The 19,521-nt window shown below is 24.0% G+C and carries 21 protein-coding genes; 8 read left to right on the top strand and 13 right to left on the bottom strand.

Annotated elements, in window-relative coordinates; genetic code table 11:
* Positions 1-450: 450 nt before the first annotated feature.
* The 12 genes from EJL03_RS13305 to EJL03_RS13350 form a co-directional block, all read right to left on the bottom strand.
* Positions 451-1,293, bottom strand: coding sequence for a hypothetical protein (locus EJL03_RS13305; protein WP_125154463.1), 843 nt, complete (start codon positions 1,291-1,293; stop codon positions 451-453).
* Positions 1,294-4,131, bottom strand: coding sequence for an RNA dependent RNA polymerase (locus EJL03_RS13310; protein ID WP_243108720.1), 2,838 nt, complete (start codon positions 4,129-4,131; stop codon positions 1,294-1,296).
* A gap of 31 nt (positions 4,132-4,162) precedes the next feature.
* Positions 4,163-5,116: a GIY-YIG nuclease family protein gene (locus EJL03_RS13315; protein WP_125154464.1), complete on the bottom strand. Its 954-nt coding sequence runs from the start codon at positions 5,114-5,116 to the stop codon at positions 4,163-4,165.
* Between the two features lie 40 nt (positions 5,117-5,156).
* Complete coding sequence (locus tag EJL03_RS16170) at positions 5,157-5,315, bottom strand: hypothetical protein (protein WP_164509094.1); 159 nt, start codon at positions 5,313-5,315, stop codon at positions 5,157-5,159.
* Positions 5,316-5,580: 265 nt separating this feature from the next.
* Entirely contained in the window at positions 5,581-5,766 is a 186-nt protein-coding gene (locus EJL03_RS13320) for a hypothetical protein (RefSeq protein WP_125154465.1), read from the bottom strand.
* Between the two features lie 55 nt (positions 5,767-5,821).
* Positions 5,822-6,580, bottom strand: coding sequence for a DNA-methyltransferase (locus tag EJL03_RS13325; RefSeq protein WP_125154466.1), 759 nt, complete (start codon positions 6,578-6,580; stop codon positions 5,822-5,824).
* Between the two features lie 127 nt (positions 6,581-6,707).
* The gene (locus EJL03_RS13330) at positions 6,708-7,208 is read right to left on the bottom strand and encodes an HNH endonuclease (protein WP_243108721.1); all 501 of its coding nucleotides are present in this window, start codon (positions 7,206-7,208) and stop codon (positions 6,708-6,710) included.
* Between the two features lie 108 nt (positions 7,209-7,316).
* Positions 7,317-7,688 carry a hypothetical protein gene (locus tag EJL03_RS13335; RefSeq protein ID WP_125154467.1) on the bottom strand — a complete coding sequence of 124 codons (372 nt, stop codon included), beginning with the start codon at positions 7,686-7,688 and terminating at the stop codon, positions 7,317-7,319.
* A gap of 135 nt (positions 7,689-7,823) precedes the next feature.
* Positions 7,824-8,027 (bottom strand): hypothetical protein, encoded by a 204-nt coding sequence (locus EJL03_RS16175; RefSeq protein ID WP_164509095.1) that lies wholly within the window; start codon positions 8,025-8,027, stop codon positions 7,824-7,826.
* A 184-nt stretch (positions 8,028-8,211) separates the two neighbouring features.
* Positions 8,212-9,051 (bottom strand): antA/AntB antirepressor family protein, encoded by an 840-nt coding sequence (locus EJL03_RS13340; protein ID WP_164509096.1) that lies wholly within the window; start codon positions 9,049-9,051, stop codon positions 8,212-8,214.
* A 189-nt stretch (positions 9,052-9,240) separates the two neighbouring features.
* The gene (locus EJL03_RS13345; RefSeq protein ID WP_125154469.1) at positions 9,241-10,086 is read right to left on the bottom strand and encodes a hypothetical protein; all 846 of its coding nucleotides are present in this window, start codon (positions 10,084-10,086) and stop codon (positions 9,241-9,243) included.
* A gap of 495 nt (positions 10,087-10,581) precedes the next feature.
* Positions 10,582-11,310, bottom strand: a complete 729-nt coding sequence (locus EJL03_RS13350; protein ID WP_125154470.1) for a helix-turn-helix domain-containing protein — start codon at positions 11,308-11,310, stop codon at positions 10,582-10,584.
* 597 nt (positions 11,311-11,907) lie between these two features.
* Here EJL03_RS13350 and EJL03_RS13355 point away from each other — a divergent pair.
* Together EJL03_RS13355 and EJL03_RS13360 are read left to right on the top strand one after the other, a co-directional pair.
* Positions 11,908-12,195, top strand: coding sequence for a hypothetical protein (locus EJL03_RS13355; protein WP_125154471.1), 288 nt, complete (start codon positions 11,908-11,910; stop codon positions 12,193-12,195).
* Positions 12,196-12,198: 3 nt separating this feature from the next.
* The gene (locus EJL03_RS13360) at positions 12,199-13,266 is read left to right on the top strand and encodes an FtsZ/tubulin family protein (protein ID WP_125154472.1); all 1,068 of its coding nucleotides are present in this window, start codon (positions 12,199-12,201) and stop codon (positions 13,264-13,266) included.
* A gap of 114 nt (positions 13,267-13,380) precedes the next feature.
* Here EJL03_RS13360 and EJL03_RS13365 read toward each other — a convergent pair whose 3' ends face one another.
* Complete coding sequence (locus EJL03_RS13365) at positions 13,381-14,019, bottom strand: restriction endonuclease (protein ID WP_125154473.1); 639 nt, start codon at positions 14,017-14,019, stop codon at positions 13,381-13,383.
* Positions 14,020-14,154: 135 nt separating this feature from the next.
* Between EJL03_RS13365 and EJL03_RS16180 the strand changes: the two genes are divergently transcribed.
* The 6 genes from EJL03_RS16180 (at position 14,155) to EJL03_RS16185 (ending at position 19,138) form a co-directional block, all read left to right on the top strand.
* The gene (locus EJL03_RS16180; protein ID WP_164509097.1) at positions 14,155-14,328 is read left to right on the top strand and encodes a hypothetical protein; all 174 of its coding nucleotides are present in this window, start codon (positions 14,155-14,157) and stop codon (positions 14,326-14,328) included.
* Between the two features lie 22 nt (positions 14,329-14,350).
* Positions 14,351-15,868, top strand: a complete 1,518-nt coding sequence (locus EJL03_RS13370) for an FtsK/SpoIIIE domain-containing protein (protein ID WP_125154474.1) — start codon at positions 14,351-14,353, stop codon at positions 15,866-15,868.
* A 37-nt stretch (positions 15,869-15,905) separates the two neighbouring features.
* Complete coding sequence (locus EJL03_RS13375; protein WP_125154475.1) at positions 15,906-16,541, top strand: hypothetical protein; 636 nt, start codon at positions 15,906-15,908, stop codon at positions 16,539-16,541.
* 944 nt (positions 16,542-17,485) lie between these two features.
* Positions 17,486-17,677 carry a hypothetical protein gene (locus EJL03_RS13380; RefSeq protein ID WP_125154476.1) on the top strand — a complete coding sequence of 64 codons (192 nt, stop codon included), beginning with the start codon at positions 17,486-17,488 and terminating at the stop codon, positions 17,675-17,677.
* Positions 17,678-17,707: 30 nt separating this feature from the next.
* Positions 17,708-17,938: a hypothetical protein gene (locus EJL03_RS13385; protein WP_125154477.1), complete on the top strand. Its 231-nt coding sequence runs from the start codon at positions 17,708-17,710 to the stop codon at positions 17,936-17,938.
* A 1,044-nt stretch (positions 17,939-18,982) separates the two neighbouring features.
* On the top strand, positions 18,983-19,138 hold the full coding sequence (locus EJL03_RS16185; RefSeq protein ID WP_164509098.1) for a hypothetical protein: 156 nt from the start codon (positions 18,983-18,985) through the stop codon (positions 19,136-19,138).
* Positions 19,139-19,521 lie beyond the last annotated feature (383 nt).

Raw genomic sequence — 19,521 nt, forward strand, 5'->3', positions numbered from 1 at the left:
CTATGTTCTATATCAATATACCTATTGTTAAATTATTTTATACTAGCATCAGACCGTATTCTCGGCTAGACCATGCTAATTGCGTTGACTTGTACTTCGTCCACTAATACTGCACTCGGTTCGCATTGTTAAGAGGCGTAGTGGGTCAATTTTTTAAGTCGTCTATTAACGCAAGACCTCTCGTATTTTATATTTTTAAAATTGTCTTGATTAATTGGAGCTTTACTCCGTTGTTTATATTTTAGCACCAAGGGAGTCATTCATACTCCCTCATATTTGTCTTATATTACTATCTCAATCATCTGATTAAAATTTATTTGTCAAATTGTTTTATTTATAAATTCTTGATTTTATTAAAATAGTATTATTTACTACTACATTATAACAAACTGCACATTTTATTTAAAATCATGCTATAACCATTGATATAGCTATATTGTAACTATTTTTCTATTTTCTTAACACGCCATTTTTTCGTTCATTTCTTAGTCTTCTCATACTTTCTCTTGCTACATTTTTTGTTTGTTCTTTTTTATTTTTTTTAGCACAACTTAAACAATACTTAGCTTTATTATTTTTTATCCTTATCCATTTTTCACAATTTTCACCTTCACATCTTTTCCACTTCTCTCCTTTATATATTAAGTATTGATATACCACTCCATCAAAATCAATAATTATTAAATCATCTTCCCTTTTAACACTTTCTTTGTCTCCAAAATTTAATTTAATATTTGTTTTAGTATTTATATTACTTGTTGTTATGTATTCTTTTTTATATAATTCATTCATTATTCTTTTTTGTTTATCACCTCTTAATCCCACCTTAGCTTCTCTACAAATTACTGAACATGATTTATTAACCCAATAATCATTATTTTCTCGCTGCATTTGCATTTTTGAAATTTTAGCATAAACCAACATTATAAATGCTATTTTTTCTAATACTAAATTATCTAATTGCCTAATTGTTTGTAATTCATTTTGACTAATTCTTATTTCATTTATATCATTCATTTTTACTTCAAATTTATAAATTGATTTATCTCTATAAAATCTATTAACTATGCCTTTAACTGTTTTATTCCATTTAGTATAAATAAATTTATTGCCTAATGTTTTCTTTAAGTCTTCCATAATAAGTTTGTAAACTTCTTTTCTTTCTTTGTTTTGTAAGCAATAATCTTTTGTTAATAAATATATAATATCAGTAATCTTAATTTTTTCAGGTATACGATGATTTTGTTTATATTCTTTTAATATTTCTGTTTCATTTAATATCTCATCTAGCATTTATATATCATCCTCCTCAACTTGCACATTTTCTAATTCATAATATTCACCTTGCCAATATGTATTAGTTTTCTTATTTGTTACAACTGGTATATTTATTGAATGATTATTTTTCTTTAATAATCTATCAATGATTACATCCCCACACATATCCCATACAAATTGCTTATTTTGATTAGAGCCATAGCAAATATCTAATAATATATCACAAACCATATCCTCATTGTTACATACTCCAAATATTTTTCTTTGATACTTATCAATTAATACTTGTCTATTATCTTCTGTGTTTTCTTCGTTTTCATCTGAGTTTTTTTGGGACATTTTATATAGCTTGGCTTCTTTTTTATATTCATTATAAATTTCATTAATTATCTCTTTATCTTTTTTTGAATACTTAGCATTCAATTTTAAAAAATCATAATCAAAATTATTATTTTCTTGTCTAATGTTTGTTTCAATATCTTTAAATTTATCTTCTAATATCCAGCAAAGTCTGTTCATTAAACTTTTTTCTATAGATACTGGCATCATTAAATTATAATATTTAATAAATTCTTCTTGATCTTCACTTTTATTTTCTTTTTTTATTAATTCATCCAATGTTAAACCAAATTTTATTAAACAGTTTGTATTATTATTTTCTATATATTTTTTGTATTTTCTCTTTAATTTTGAGTAGTTATATATAAAAAAATATGGTTTTTTATTACTTAATAATTTTTGATTAAATTTCTTCCACTCTATAGTTTTTTCATCATCTTTTTCTTTTATAATTACACCATTTTTATCTACCTTGTATTCATAGTTTATCTTCAACTCTTTATAATTGTACCAATGTGAAGGTACTTTTTTAGGTATGATTCCTTTTATTGAGTCAATTATCTCCTGCTGATATCCTTGCATACAAGCTATTCTATATGACATTTCTTCATATTCTGGAGTATCTGCCTTAAATTTAACTAAAACATCATACATACCAGTACACTTGTTAGTTACATCACCAACATTATTACCAAATCCATTTTTATTTGCTTTTTTTAATAATGTTTTATTTATCTTTTTCTTTTCTGCTGATTTTTGTTCGCATATGATAGGTAATGTTTCTCTTGTGTTTGTTATTAATATTTCATTATCTGTAGTAATATTAGCGTCCCCGTCAAAATCCTCTCCATTCATAGTTTCAGCAGTACAATCCCAAGCATTAATTATTAAACAAGTTTTCATAAATCTATACCATTTTCTTGTATCTTCATTTTCAATTAAAGGCATTACCTTTATATTGTTATGTAATGTCATAGGAGCTCTATATGCTACAATCTTATTTACATCTCTATCCAACCACGTTCTTGAATAAAATTCATTAGCTTTTAGTATCCCTGTAATCTTCATACCATACATATACTGACATAACGCATACAAATCCCCACTTACTATTTCATATGACCCTTGTACTTCTATTACTCCTTTTTTAGAATCATTTATTTTTTTTCTAATCATTCTATATACTTTTTGCTGTATAAAAGGGTCTTTTTTCATTCTTTTATCTATCATTAATGCTTTTAGATAATCATAATCTTCTTTTAAAAAATCTTCTTTCGTTAGTTTACAACCTTTCAAAAATAAAATCATTTTTAAATAATCTTCTGATAAAGCACCTTTTATTGAATCTACTGTTGGTTGTACTAAATCTTTGATCTCATTATCAGTTAGTTTGTATGATTCTAAAAATTGATAATTCATATTTCTTGTTTTTTCTAAATATTCAGGTAGTATTTTAGCTACACAAAATTCAAAATCATTTTCCTTGCAACATTCAAGATAATGATCTATAGAATCATAAGCTTTCCAAAGTTTTAACATATTTGTTGTTAATATTATATCTACTTTTCTTATGTCTATCATATTGCCCCAAGCATCTTCTACCATGTAGTTATGTGCTACATCCTCCGCAAACTCTAGAAACGGAAAAGTAAACAACATACCTTTACAAAAGGCATTACGAATATTAAAACCACTAGGAGTATAAGTTGCTTCTTTTTCTTTTTTATCATTATATTTATAGCAACCCATATCAATCGCCCATTGCTTACTCAATTCTTCACTTATCATTCCACAACCATCAGTAAATTGCCTATTAATTTTATAATTTTCTCTCTTGTTTAAGTCAAATCCTCCTTTTTCATTGTCAGATAATAACAACACATCCCTTTCTATTTCATGTTCCCCATCTTTTATAACTAACACTCCCTTTGGTTGTGTTACTGGTGTAGAACCACTAAATGCTAATGCCTTATATGCTTCAAATTTTGCAGGTACATATTTTATTTTTTCATTTCTTCCATTATTTAACCTTTTATCTAATTCCTTATGTATATCCTCATCACAAAATAAGACTGTATCCTTTTTAACACCACCACTTGTACCTATTGTCCTAATTCTATTAGTTTTATTTAATTTAATTCCTTTTTTAGAATTTGCCCTATTCCAATCTGCTATAGATTCAAAAACAATAGAATTTAATTCTTTAACCAAAATTTTATCTTCTAATTCTTTATATTTTTGTTTAATTTTTTCTATGTTGGTTTTGGTTTTCCCCTTCTTTTTTAATTTTTTAATCTCTAGTTTTAACCTATCTATTTCTTTTTCATCAACTTCTTGTCCAGTCATTTTTCTTATCATTCTTAAAGCTATACTATCATTAATAGATACTATCTCTTTATTTTTTTTAGCTGTTTCTACATCTAATTCTAAGTCCCAATTAAAATCTTTAAATCTGCTTGAAGCGTTTTTGTAAATTTGTCTTTGATTTATAATTGCTTTAGACATATCTTGCATAATTCCCTCCTAAATTATCTTATTTATATATTTAAACAAAAGGTGCAAAAAATATTTCATTATAAATTATTTGAAATAATGCTTTATCTTTAAACATTAAAATTCCCCATACAATATCATATAAATGTATTTTTACTCGTCTTAAAGTTTTATCATCGTGAGTATTAAATTTTATATGTATATAATTATTTTTAATAACATAGTTCTTAATTATTACTGGTACTTGCACAGATGGATTATGATTTAGACTTTTCATGAACCATAATATGTTTTTAGTTACTTTTATTAATTCATTATAATAATCTATATTATCAAACATTAATTTTAAAAATTTATCTGAATTAAAATTAATACAAATAAAATCAACTTCTGATTTCCAATTTAAAAAGTCACTAAATTCCTTATTACTTTTTGCTATATCATTGGCAATCAACTCTGTAAATAAAACTATTTCTTCATTTTGTGTTTTTAATTCAAAACCTGTTAAATCTTCTGTTTGTATATCAATAGATTTAAAATACTCCTTATTTAATTTTTCGTTATCTTTATATTCAATATAATTTTTATATAACTCTTTTAGTTCTTTCAAAGTTTTTGTTTTTAAATTTTCAATATCATATTCTTCTTCATTGTCCATATCATCCATTGCACATTTAACATCATGTAAATATTGAAGTTTTCTAAATAAATCATTCCAACTACCTTCTGGAAACGTTGCTCCTTCTCCTCCGTTTGTTAAATTACATTTACATTGATTAATATTTCTATATTTTTCTATTAATTCTATTTCATAATTAAAGGCTTCTTTTTCTGTTAAATTTTCTTTTACTTTTCTTACACTACATTCGTACTTATTATAATAATTTTTAAAATATTGATTTCTTTTAGTCGTGTTTTTATATCTTTTATTTTTACCTTTTCCTACATAGAATACTTCTTTACTATCCATATTGTACCACTCATAAACATAAAAATTATTATCCATTCAGCCCCTCCTTAATTATTAAATTATTTTATCTTTGTTTTTAATCACTAGAAAAAGGTCTATTTCTATCACAAGATATTGAAATTTCATTTTCTTCAACTTTAATTTTTATATTACTCCAACCTTTGCCTTCTCTAAATATCATCATTTTGTCTAAATCATTCCTATTTACTCTTTCTAAAAAATCTTTTAAAGTCATATTACATCACTTCCTTCCTCAACGGTACTTTGGTTAAAAAAATGCTTTAAAATGAAATTAAACCATAAAATGAACAACTATAAATAAAAACACTATATCTTCATTTAAACCCATTTTTAGTAACCAATTCAAGGCGTTTGTAGAGGTTTTAATATTATATATTTTTGTGATTCTGGGATAGTTTTTGTTTTAAAAAATTATATCCGCATTAGTTTAAATAAAATACTTGATTTATTATATTTATTAAATTGTTTTATATTGTAAATTATTTATAAAAAACTTTTAATTCTTCTGCATTAATGCAATCAATCATAACAACTTCTTTTTCATATAGTTTTAATTTTATTTCTTCTTTTACTTCACTCAAATTATCATAATGATTGTCAAATTCTTGGAAACATAATATTACCATTCCCTTATTAATTATATTTAATAAATCTTTTATTTTCATTCCTATATGCCTTTCATAATAGGTTTTAAATCGTACAATATATTTGTATTATAAACTAACTTGCTAATCTTGAATTGGTAATTTCAACTGCTCTTTCATTAGCATCACATCCTATATAATTCCTTTTACCGTTTTTGGCACTTTCAATCATACTTCCACTACCACAGAAAAAATCACCGATTAAATCTTCTTCATTTGTGTATAAATCCCTTATTCTGTCCATTAATTTTAAAGGTTTCTGTGTTGCATAATCCAATCTTTCACTTGATGTTCTTCCTACCATTGGTATGTTCCAAATACATCTCATACCCACTAGCGTGTACCATCTTCCACATTTATCTTGATATTCTTCCACACCTTTAAACCTATAAGGTTTATAATCTCTGTTGTAGCTTATCTCTGTCATATAATTAAACTTTTGCTTTTTAGGATTTTTAGCATAAATTATTATTTCATCATTTTTTTGTGATAATTTATGCTTACTACTTCCACCACTTGAATATTGCCATTGAACCACATTTATACAGTTTTTATATCCAAAGTAAATATCACATATATCCCTAATCCAATGAGATATCCTATAATCCATTTGTAAAGCCAACGTTCCAGTTTCTTTTAAAAGCCTTTGTATTTCCTTTATTCTAGGTATATAAAAATTGTATACTTCATCTTTATTATAAGACAAGTCTTTATAATCTTTGAAGTTTCTGCCAGTAGCATATAAAATATCCCCATATATGAGGTCTATAGATTCATTAGATAACTGTTTCATGAAATCTAAATTATCCATACAAACTACTTTGTTTATTTCCATATAAAATCCCCCTTAATTAATATTCTGATAGGTAAGGCTTTGAAGTTATCTCCACCTTTTCCCCCAGTTAACACCGGACATGAGAGTTTCCAACTCATCCGGCGTCCCATCAATACTTACTTATTTACTATATTTCACAATTTCCAACCATTTTACGAAATCTATTTAACTTACTAATTTGGTCTTTATTAAGCTTAGCTATATTTTTATATTTTTCTATGGTTTCTGTTACTGTAGCATGTATTAGTTTGTGTATAGTATTACTAACAACTATTAAGTTTTTATATTTATCTGTTCCACCTTTCCCCTTCGGGATTTTATGGTGTATCTCTATTTCTCCATGCTCTAGTACTTTGCCTGTTATTCCACATTTCCCATTTTGACTTATATATAGTGAAATTCTATTATCATTAAACTCTGTTGTAGCACCCTTAACAGGGTTTTCGGTAATATATTTTAGTAATTTCACATTATATTTATTTAAATTTTCATGTATTTTATTTCTGCCTTCCACAGTATAATTATTTACACCCTTTGGAAAAGTGAACCTCACATGGCTGAAGCCACGTGCTTCCCTCATTACTTTAGGATTTCCTGCTTCCACGACCTCGTAACCTACTATCTCCACAGGCGTTAATTCCCGTAGTTCCTACGGTACTTTATTTATAGCTTTATATTAGCTAACTTTTTCTAATTAAGTATATTTATTCTAATTTTATATTAACATATGTCGCCACTAACTCATAACTGAAGTCACGAGTATGCGTGGCGATTCTTCAATTAAATCTATAATTATTTTTATTTCATCTATTGTATCTGTGTATGTCCACAATACATCATCTAAACATTTATCTCCTACGAATATTCTCCACAGAGAACCTCCTAAATCGTTTTTATATTCTAGTAGACCTTTGCTATTAAATATTTCTTTTCTGCCATCTAACAGTCTTATATGTACAATTTCACCCAAATTTTGATTTAATATATCTGTTATATAATAATTTTTTAAATCCTCTTTTTTAGATTCTAATATTCTGTAATTGCATAGCTTAGAATCTCCTTTAAACTCCCCTATTATTTGTCCTTTAACTTTTAATAAATTTTTCATAATTATATCCCCTTTCAAATTTTAAAGTTTTGTTTATTAATTGTTTTTAATTTACTTTTGAATGAAATATACCTTTTTTTATTTATCTTTGATTATTGCTATTAAATTTTTGCACTACCTATAAAATTTGAATATCTAAGCCTTACTTTTATATTTATTTTTTGGTTTAATATCTTTTCCTTTTATTACTGGTGGAAATATTTTTAATACCTTTTCTAAATCTTTTTCATGAAATTTTATTTGTGTCTCTAAGCTGGTGTTAAAATAATCTATTATTTTGATTCCTTTTAACTTGTCCATAGTTTTAGTCCTTTGCGTTACAAACGGAGTATACAACATCAATATTTCTTCTGTAGCCCTATAAATTTAAATTCCACGATAACATTTAATATATGTATTATCTCCATTATTAATTGCTTTGCTAGTTTCTACATCTCTTTCACATAGGACTCTGTATTTTCCAATATATTTTTTTATATCAATCTCCTCCTATTTAATCATGTTTTTATTTTACTAAATTATTTTATATTAAACTTTCTAATTTTTTAGTTAAAAATTTTCTTCTATCTTCATAGTTAAATTCATTTTGTATTTCTATTAAATCTGAATCATACTGTTCTAATATATGTACTAATTCTAACTCTTTTTCACTAAAACTATTTCTAATGGGGAAATGTTTAGCAAAACCTTTTCTTTTTCTATATTCTTTAGCTGACATTCCAATAATGACTTCATTTAATAAACAAAACTCAGCTATGAATTGATTATTATGCATATATTGGGGAATTGTTTTTATTACCTCTTTTTTATATTTTATTAAAGCACCTTTTAAAGTTTTGCATTTTATAAGAGTATTTTCTCTATCTAAATTCCATTCATATCTATTTTTAAAGGCTTTTTCTATGTATATAAAGTATTTTCTAGCAATTTTACTTTTTTCTTTTAATTCTTTACCTGTTCGTCCACCTTTTGCTCCTGCAACCATAGATATTTCTTTTGCTATTTCTATAATCATAAAATATTCTTTATTATAACCTAAAGCTACCATTCTATTGGAATTACTAGCGTCCCCTTTGAAGGTGTCGCTTCCTTTTATCCATTTTATATTATATTCTTCGTCTTCTTCTAAGTCCAAATCTTCTATCTGTTGTTTTATCCATGTTGTAAAATCTCTACCTACTCCTAACTCATTATGTATAGTTCTTGCATTGATCCAATTTTGATTTTCTCCTTGTAACACAGGTAATTTTTCTTGATACTCTAAAATCATATTTATCTCTTTATCTTCTAAAGCATATAATTTTAATTCATCTTTGGTTAGTTTACCTTTTTTTAAATTTTTGCTTGTTTTTGTTTTTTTCATTCTATCATTTCCTTTCATTCTTAAATTATTTTACGGTACTAATTCTATTATTTAATTCCCTTATCGTTGCCACGCTTATATATTATCAAATTGTTTTATATTAGTCAAGCCTTATTATGAAAAACTTTCTATTTTACAATAAAATTGTACATTTATATTCTTAAATTGTTTTAAATTCACTGTAAGTTATTAAAGTTTATCATATATTTTTTTTATTTGCCTTGCTCCAGTAGTATCTCCTACTTTCTCTAAATGATTAAATTTCTGTTTTAAACTTCTTTTTTTATTACTTTTTTTCTTTCCTGAAGTTGTTTGTGATTTTAGATTATTATCTTCTTTAAATCTTTTTGCATATTCTTTTAAACAATCTCTATCTTCATATCTACAATAGTAATTAACATCTTGTTTTACTTTACCCCTAACAATTCTGTATCCCCCATTAATATAGTCTATTAATTGTAATTCTTTTAAAATAGCATTATAAGACATTATTGCTTTTATACCTATTCCCACATCATACTCAATTTTATCAAACGAAGGATAACAAATTTTATTTTCCTTATTCATTCTCATAATTAGGTAACAAAAATATCCTATTAATTTAAATTTATCTGTGTTCTTTTTGCCTTTACAATATTCTAATATCTTTCTGATTTCATCGTCATACACTATAAAAAAACTATTATCAAATACATAATTTAATTGTACATAATATATTTCTCCTTTTTTTAATTTGCTTATGTCTGTAATTTCTTTCTCTAAATAAAAATCTTGATAATATTCAAAAATATCCATCTCTTTTAATTCAATTAAACAATTTCTTATTTTTTCTATCATTTTTGTTTGAGTTCTATTTACATATAAAATGTCTAACAATTGATTAATTGAAAAACTACAATGATTTCTTATTGTTATAGTTTGTGAAATTAATATGTATATAATCAAAGATTCATTAGATAAAATATAATTGTCCTTTGAATTTTTATTATCTAATATCATATAATTAGATATTTGTATAAACCAATCTTTATCCATTAATGCACTCCTCCTTTCTATATTTATATCTTTTAACATTTACACTCTTTCCTTTGTAACTAGGAAAAACATTACATAGATATGTTATACTTATATTGGTAAATAGAATTTTATTTACATCGTAGAGTCTGAGTAACTAAAATTTGGACACTAAAGAGAGTGAAACAATATATACTAATATAACAATATATACTAATAAGTTAATAAGATAGACTTATAAAGAAACAAAACCTTCGTACCTCAGTTTTTGTTTCTTATACTTTATTATTTTTTTATTTTTCGTTTCCTTTATGTTTTTATCTTACCAAATTATTTTATATTAGTCAACTATTATTTTTAGATTTTATTAAATTATTTTATATATTTTTAAAACTCTTTCTAAACTATTTTAAAGCATATTATCTTTTGCTAGTCTTATTATACCTATTTATTTTTATTCCTCTTTATATCCCCTCTCATAAAGTTCTAAATTTATAATTTTAGGTATAAGGAAGATTATCTTCCAAATAACCTTCCCAAAAATGATTTTTTCTTTTTTGCTTCCAATTCTTCTTGTTGCTTTTTTCTTTCCTGTAAATTATGTTTTAACATATCAATCATTTCTATATCTCTTGAAGTAGCTTGTCTCTCTTTATCATCTACATAAGATTTGAATTCTGAAATAGATTGGTCTAACTTTTCAGATATTATCTCATCTACTGTCAATGCTATAGTTTCATTAAGTTTATCGTTCATTTCTTGCTTAATTACAATTCCTTTATTTTGTTTTTCATCAATTTTACTTAATAACTCATTTGAAAAACAATTTAATTTCCTATCTATTTCTACTGATAAAGCTGAGATTATAGTCTGAATGGCTAATGGATTACTAGAATCTACTACACTTTGTTCTATTTCATTTATATCAAAACCTTTTGAACTACAATAATCTGACACTTGTTTCAAAGTTAATCCATCCTCTTTAGTTAATTTTTTTATAAATTTTAATTTTTCTATGTCTATTTTTCTATATCGTTTATTTTCTACATCTAATAAATCTTTAAACACTCTAGTCCAATATGTTATTGTTGATTTTGGTAAGCCTACCTTTTGTGCAACCTGAGAAGTTGTGTAAAAAAAAGGTTCCCCTCTAATAACTTTTGTTTTTGAATCTTTATTTTCTATTTCATCATCTACATCAAAAAATTCAGCATCAACTACTTTATCTTCACTAAAATTTTTCATGGAAAATCACTCCTTAAAGAAAAGTATAGTTAAAGTATACCATATATAAATAAAAAGATATAGGTTTGTTTTAATCCAATTAAACAGAACTTTAACTTTACTTCACTTATTATTTTAATAGCTTTTACTTAACTTTACTTTAAAATAATAAGTGTATTACATTTATTATTTTTAAATAAAAGATAAATGGTAAAAATATTTTAATTCAAAATATAAATCTTAATAACTATTGTTTTAATTATATTTTAATACCATATAAGTTCTATTTAAATACTATTATTGTTCTATTTTAAGTATAATAAATATTAGTTATTCTTACATTTCAATTCAATTTAAAGTATTTTATAATTCTATTTATATTCTATATAAGTTCTAAATTATTACCATTTTCATACTAAATAAATAATAAATAAATACTATTTTATAACACTATTGCATATACCACTATAATATAGTATTATATTGGTAAGGTTAAATAAGTTCTAAGTTATTTCCAAATAAGTTACAATTTAAGCATAAAAGCTTTCTACATTAATCAGCTTTAGTTAAAACTTTATTTTATTTTATTACTTAATTGATTAGAGGTGAGTTATAAATATGGACTCTGTCATATTTACAGAAAACGATTATAGGATATTAAAAGCTATAATTGATAGAAATGACAATAAAAAAGGTTTGTGTAAAGGCAATGGGACTACGATTAAAGAAATTATAGAAAAAACTTGTTTGTCAGATAAAAAAGTTAGACAAACATTAAAAAGATTTGAAACATTAGAATTTGTAAGTAAAGGATTAAAAATTGTAAAAGCAGATACTTTTTTACTTACAGAAAAAGGTTTTGAAGAATTAAATAGTTTAAGAGAAAATATTTTTGGGGAGGTATAATATATGGAAAAAGAGAAAAATCTAATTATAGGTTGTGGAGGAGCAGGCAATAGACTGGCAAATACTTTAATGAACTTAGATAGGCGTTATACCACTATATTTTTAAATTCTAATATGAGTGAAATGGAAAATTTAAAACACTTTGATAGCGAAAGACGTTGTTTTTATATTCCTAACGCTGATGGTTGTGGCAAAGACATGGATAAAATGGAAATGTTTTGTAAAGAAGAAGCTCCAAAATTTATGGTTATGATAAAAAAATTCACAACTCATAAGTATGTTACATTCTTAACTAGTGCAAATGGTGGAACAGGTGCTGAGGCAACTATTATGTATTCAGAGTTAATAAAAAAAGCTTGTCCAGAAAAATCTATAAATGTAATAGCAACTTATCCTTCTTTAACAGAAACAAGTATTGATTTTGATAATGCTACAAGATTTTGGAATGAAATGATAAATCTTAAAAAGAAAGGCTATATTGATTCTATAAGATATATAGATAACAATAAAGGTGATGAGGAAGAAATAAACATAAGAGCCATGAAGGAATTAAATGAAAGTTATGACATGGCAAATGGTAAACTAGACACTACTGATTCAGCAAAAGTACATTGTACAAACGGATATAAAGTATATTTAAAATTAGATAAAAATTGTTCTGATTTGGAAGAAGCCATAGATAAAGCTATAAAAGAAAGTGTTTTCTATATGCCTGATATCTTTGAATGTGATAAAATGATTGCAGACATCAACACACAAGATTTTGATTCACAATTAATTGAAGAAGAATTTGAATATTATGATTTTGGTAAATTTAACGAAAATACAAATGGAGAAACCAAAATACTTTTAGGCGGTTGCGAAATGCCAAGAGAAACTATTGAATTAGTACGTGAAGCATTAAAAGAAACTAAAAAAAGAAAAAGAAGAAGAAATATCCAAGAGGATTTAATTATAAGAACAGAAAATAACGAAGATAAGAAAGAAAATATAAAAACAAAGACAAAAACTAGATTGTCAGCAGATGATTTAAATAATATGTTTGCGGATGACAGTTTTTGGGATGATTAATAATACAATTAAATTAATATTTATACATTAAATAGGTTTTTAGTTAGCTTTAAAGGCAAGTAGGTGTTTAATTTCAGCACCTACTTAACCCTACCTGAAAAAATACCTAGTGAATTATGATACATTATTTACTTTAAACATTACTCTCTGAATTTCATTACTTTTTAATTTGAAAAGTAAAAACTTAATGTCATTTTCGTTCATCAACTCTAAATTTTTAACACTTCTTGCAACTTCAATACTGTTTTTATTAAACTTGCCTGTAGAACATATAATACCTTTATCAGCATTAAACATTTGCATTGAACCTAATAATTTAAAACAAATATCTCTACCAATACAACTGTTTTTATCATAATATTTACATTCTACATAAGTAGTTTCAATTACTCCATTCACTTTTCTTTTTAAAATAATATCTCTGCCATAATCGTGAGTAAATTTAGTTAGTTTAACATCATAATAACCTTGATATTTAAATACTTCTGCCATCATTACTTCAAACTGTCTAGGTGTTAAATAGTTTAATTTACTTATTAACTCATTTAAATTATATCCGTTATTATAGCTTATATTGAAGTTTCTAATTAATATGGGTAAATATTTAATTCCTTTATACATTTCCATACAAATATAACGAATCATTTCAAAAAATCTTATTGTAAATTTAAAAAAGTTTTTTTCAAATTTGCTTAATTTTATAATATTTAATAAATTATAATTGCTTTTATAGAATTTTGTTCTTTTTTTCATATATACCACCTCAGTTATATATATCTATATTATAGACAAGAAATAATATTATATTCTATAAATAGTAGTGTCATTTTGGGGTGTTACTGCATAGTATATATTAATAGATAAATAAAGAAAGGATGAATATATATTTTGTATACTGTAGTAATTATAGGAACAGGCTTCATTGTAGGCATAATTAGATGTTATATATATAAGAAAAATAAAAATTCTAATAAGATTCAATATTATAATTATAGTAAGTATGCAGTTAAATATAAAAGATTAAATAATAATATAAACCAACAATCAAAAAATATATTTTGATTAGATAATGTAGGTGAAATTTATGGATTTTATAAATAAAAATATTAATAAACAAAGTAGTAAAATTAAGCAAGAAAAATCAAAAGAAGATGAAATAAAAATAAATCAATTAATTTATAATTGGAAAAATACTTTTGGAAATTTAGAAAAATGGAATAAAGAATATAATGGATATACACTTTCTAATATTAAAGTAGAAACATATGGTTTTAGCTCTAGAGTATATGCTCCTTGGGGAATGAATCTTTTTGCACTTAGCAATTATACAGATATTATTGAAACAGGGTGTAAATGCGAATTTTTATATGAAATTCCTCAACATAGACAATTTGCTTTAGCTAAATTCATATATCCTGAACAAATAAAAATTAATAGTTGGGATTTTACTCCTGTTAAAGTTAAACCATATGAGTTTTGCCCAGGTTATGATATAACAGGGAAACCAATAGTTTTTAATCTAAATAACTCCCCACATATTTTAGTGGCTGGACAACAAAGAAGAGGGAAAAATGCTTCTGTAGATAACGCAATAGTTTCATGGATATATTCTTGTACTCATAGAGAAATAATGTTTTACATGTTTCAATGTGCTAAAAATGACCTTGTAAAATATAAAGAATGTAGTCAAGTTTATTGCTATGCAAGTACTTTAGGTGAAATTTTAATTGCCCTAAAACATTTAGAAAAGGAATTATTCAGAAGAACAAAGCTATTTGAATCAATGGTAAAAAAAGCTGATGGTAATGACAATATTTTTCATTATAATAAACTACATCCTTATAATAAATTACCTTATATTATAGTTATTATAGATGAATTTATAGAACTCATGCCTGATAATTCAACTGATGATAAAGATATAAAAATAATTAAAAATGAAATATTAAAAAGGCTACAAATGATAGGTCAATGGGGAGGTAGTTTAGGTATTAACTATTGCCCATTACATCAAAAACCTTCTGCTAAACTTATGCCACCTTTTATTAAAAATCAATCTAGTATTAGAATATGCTTTGGATTTGAAGACTTAGTATGTTGTGCAATTGTTTTAGGGGATGAGTTAGCAAAACATGCTTATAAACTTCCGCCTAGAAAGGCATATTTCTCAAATAATGAACAAAATGGTTACCTATACACTCCTAATTTAAAAGGTCGCATAAGAATGTTTATAAAAGATTCCATTAAACCAAATCATAGAAATTTATTCAGTGATTTAGAAAAATTAAAATCTTCTAATAAGAAATTACAGATAAATAAAACTTCATTAAGTAAAAATATTCAAAATAAAGAAGATTACTTACATAAAGATAAGGGAGTAGCACCAATTCCTAAAAATATAAATAAAAACTACACTAAAGAACTTAACTTTGATAAAGTAGACCCTTTCAAAAGTACATTCGATAATAAAAAATTAATTAATAATATTAAAAATAACATTCCTAATTTTGTTCCATATAATGCCAAAACAAATCCCGAAATAATAATAGATAAAACTAAATTTGACCCATCCAAAACTAAAAAACCCATTAAAAATAAATAAAAATTTTATAATATTGTTTATAAAAGGAGTGACTCTTATGCCTTTGAGAATATATTATACAGATGAAGATCATAAAATACTACAATTTGTTGAAGAATATGGTTCTATAACAATTAAACAATGCCAAAATATGTTCTATAATAGACAAGATAAAGGATATGAAATGGCTAGAAGACATTTAGCAAAACTAACTAATTATGGAAAACTTAAAATGGCAGTTAGAGATTTTAATTGTGGAGGTAGAAATGTTTATTATATAAACAAAAAACTTAATTTTCATAATTTATTAACCTTAGATTATTATTCAAATTTAATAAAACATGGGGCTAAAATTGTATACTTTAAGCAGGAGCAACCTTGGTTAAATAATAAGTATTTCAGCGATGCTTATTGTTGTTATATTATTGGTAATAAAGTTATATTTGATATTATAGAAGTCGTAAGAACTAAAAATATTGAAGTAGATAAATATATACAAATCTTCAATTCAAACGAAGCTCATGATTTAAGTAAATATATATATAATCAGCTTGGAGGAGAAAATTTAGAATTATTTCCCCATTTAATTGTTATAGACGATGTTAAACATAAAAAAAAATTATACATTAACGATGATATCAAAGTCATACAATTGAATTTTAACTTAGATAACTTTACAAATATCTTTATATAATTTGTAATCCATACCACAATGTATTACCCCAACATGTCATTATACAACCTCAAGACCACACTTACCTCATAAAATAACATTGATATATAATGGTTTTAAATTTCTAAATAGAGGGTTATAAGCGATAGTAAAATAACCCTCTGATAAAATGTAATACAATACATATCACAAAAGATAGATACATTCTCAAAAGTTTAAACTTTCATAATATTATTAAATACTAATAAAAACTAAAGATATATTTAGTAACTAAAATTATAATAATATATATTTATTATTGAGTATTTTATCCAATTTATTATAGTAACAAATACTTAAATAGGTAAAGGGCTGGATGCTATCTTCCTGTAAAAGTAAGTTTTATTATAATAAATTAATAAAATTTTTAATAATAAATTCTATATTGTTATTTATTTAAAGTTATATATAAATATATTATATAAGTTTTTTTAATTATAATATTTGATATTTATTAAGAAAGTTAAAAACAAATGTTAGATACATAAACAAAATTTAAATTGATTAACGAAAGAGTAAAAATTAAAAAATAAACCGATGGAGGAGTTTTTGATGAACTTAATTTATATTTTATTAGGTACTTTATTTATAAAAACATTGCACATTAAAAAAATTAAATTTAAATATTATAAAAGAAGTTTTAGTAAATTGTGTGACTTTTTATTTGAATTTATTTGCAATATTGTGCAATTAATTAACATGATATTGGCTTTTGTATTCTCAATTATTAAAAAGATTAATAAAAATATCTCTCAATACAAGAGAGTGAAGTATTCTATTAATAACAATAGTAAAGTAATTAATTTTGAGAAGTATAAGTCAAAAAAAGCAAAATAATTGTAAAATACATTTTATAAAAAGCCATAAGTTAGTAAATTAATTGGATTTATATAATAATTGTTATATTTAATAAAGGAGGTATTTTTATGTCAATGGGGATAATAATTACTATGGGTTCAATTTCAGTTGGTGGTGTAATAGTACAAAAAATATTATCTCAAATGGGTAAAATTGATGAGGCAAATATGATTGGTATTGTAGTTATTAGTATGTTAAGCTCCACAGTAATAGGTTGTATTATAAAAGTTTTTGAAGAAGTGGCTACATTAGGTCAATAAATTTAATAATATATTTAGGGAGGAAAATTTATGGATTTAATTCTATATGGAATCTTTTTAGCACATTTGTATTCATATAAAGCCTACTATATAAAAATTTTTATATTTTTCTCTATTACTTTTGTTATTAAGAGAATAATAAAACAGGGAAACGTTGATTATGCAAATTTAATTGGATTAGGAGGATATAGTTTAACATTATTAGAGTTCATAAAATTAATTAATGCTATGGCAAAAGCAGGTTTTAGAATGACCAATTAATTTTAAGTATATTAATTATTTAAGTTTTTATTAGAGATTTATCGGTACAAACTAATGTTCTCAATAAGATTGAGTTGTTTTAAGTATTTTTTAAGAAAATTTAATTTAAAATATAGCAAAATCGAACAAATGTATTAATATTAATGTTTAAACTACTTTTATTGGTAAAAACTACTTTATCGATAGAAAGGTTGTAAGTAATATAAACGTTGATATTAAAGGGTTTGTTCGATTTTGTTTTTTGTATTTTGGGTTACTGTCAAAATGTGTACAAACCTTGATATTATAAGGTTTTGTCGAGATTGAAAAATTAACTGTGTGGTGTGAATAGAAGTGTTGCGACAATTAATAATGATTATTGATTAATAATAAATGTAAATATACCCCCGTATATAGGTTTACATAATAATTCAGCTTAATATACATTAAGCTAAACTTATTATCCATTTTTTACTATTTTATATTTATATTATTACTTTTTATATATACATATAAAGCTTATATCATATTTAATAATAGGCTCTCTAAAATACTTCGAGATTGTTCTAGATAAAATGTATGAGTATTTATACCTTTGAAAAAATAAACGCTTAGAAAGGACGTAGGAAGGTTTTAAGCATATAAAATACTTTGCAAGTCTATTTTTAAAAATTGCATACTTAAAATATAAGAAAGATAGTTATTATTAAATACTATTTAATTTTATTTTTATAAATTATTTATATATAGTGTTTATATTATTATAAATGTAAAGTAAACTTTACATCGGATTTTATTGCAACAAAGTTCTTTTACACGAACACTTCTTATTATCCAAAAATATATTATACTATTTAAATATCTATACTACTTAATATATGTATCTAATAAATAATTACTATTAACTCATTATTGCTATTATTACTTTAAAACAATTTAATTAAATAACATTTAAACGTTTTATAAGTGCAAAAAACTTGGGAATAATTATATAAAATGGTAGAAAACCTTGACAAATATAAAATAATTTGATATAATAAAAGTGTAGTAAAGGAGGTGCAAAACGTGAATTTAGGTACAATAAAAGACCTTTTAGACTTCTTATGTGCTTTATTAAATGTATGGATTCTAATTTCGCAGTTAAAAGACATACATAATAAAAAACATAAGAAAAAGTCTAAAAGGTCTAAAAGAACTAAAAATCACAGGAAAGGGCGTTAAGCCTTTTCCCACCTAAATTCATTATATCATGATGGGAATAAAAAACAACAGGAAAATTTTGCTATCAACTTTAATTTTATTTTTAATTTATAGTATTTATAGTAAAAATATATTAATAATAGTCTTAACTATAATAAACTTAATATTATTATTCATTAATAAAAAAAGATAACTTAATATATATTTTTATAGTAGTTTTTAAGCTACTATATTTTTTTATTTAAATACAAAATAATTCAATAAACTAGTTGACAATATGTTGTTATAAGTGTATAATATAATTAAAGGTTAAGAGATATTTTAGGAATAGATTAATATAGAAAATAAATTTATTCATATGATGTCTTAAGATAATGAATCAAAAAAATATAAACTCATCTAAT

The organism is Clostridium rectalis (genome assembly GCF_900626095.1).
GTDB classification, from domain to species: domain Bacteria; phylum Bacillota; class Clostridia; order Clostridiales; family Clostridiaceae; genus Clostridium_AS; species Clostridium_AS rectalis.